Annotated in this window: 1 protein-coding gene; it reads left to right on the top strand. The window is 73.2% G+C overall.

Annotation, left to right across the window (positions count from 1 at the left end):
- The coding region (locus KUM32_RS40640) for a glycoside hydrolase family 3 N-terminal domain-containing protein (RefSeq protein WP_217146701.1) at positions 1-557 on the top strand (557 nt) is incomplete at both ends.

Genomic DNA, 557 nt, shown 5'->3' with positions numbered 1-557 from the left:
CGCCAACCCCCACACCCTGACCGCCGTGCTCAAGCGGGCGTGGGACTTCCCCGGCTTCGTGGTCAGCGACTACACCGGCGTGCAGGAGATGATCACGCACGGCTTCGCCGCCGACACCGCGGACGCGGCCCGGCTGGCGCTGACCGCCGGCGTGGACATGGAGATGGTCGGCACCACCATCCGCGACCACGGCGCGAAGCTGCTCGCCGCGGGCGACATCAGCCAACAGCGGCTGGACGACGCGGTGACCCGCATCCTGCGCGTGAAGTTCCAACTCGGCCTCTTCGACAACCCGTACGCCGACGAGGGCGCCGCCGTGACCGCCCCGACCCCGGCGGCCCGCAAGGCGGCCCGCGAGGTCGCCAGCCGCTGCCTGGTGCTGCTCAGGAACGAACGGAGAACGCTCCCGCTGCGCCGCGACACCGCCTCGATCGCGGTCGTGGGCCCCTTCGGCGACTCGCCCGACCTGCACGGGACCTGGGCCGGCCCGGGCGGGAAGAAGTTCCGCGCCACCACCGTTCTCGACGGGATCAGGAAGGCGGCCCCCACGGCCAGGG

The sequence above is a fragment of the Streptomyces sp. AC627_RSS907 genome (assembly GCF_019049165.1).
This window is presented reverse-complemented; position numbering and strand designations above follow the sequence as displayed.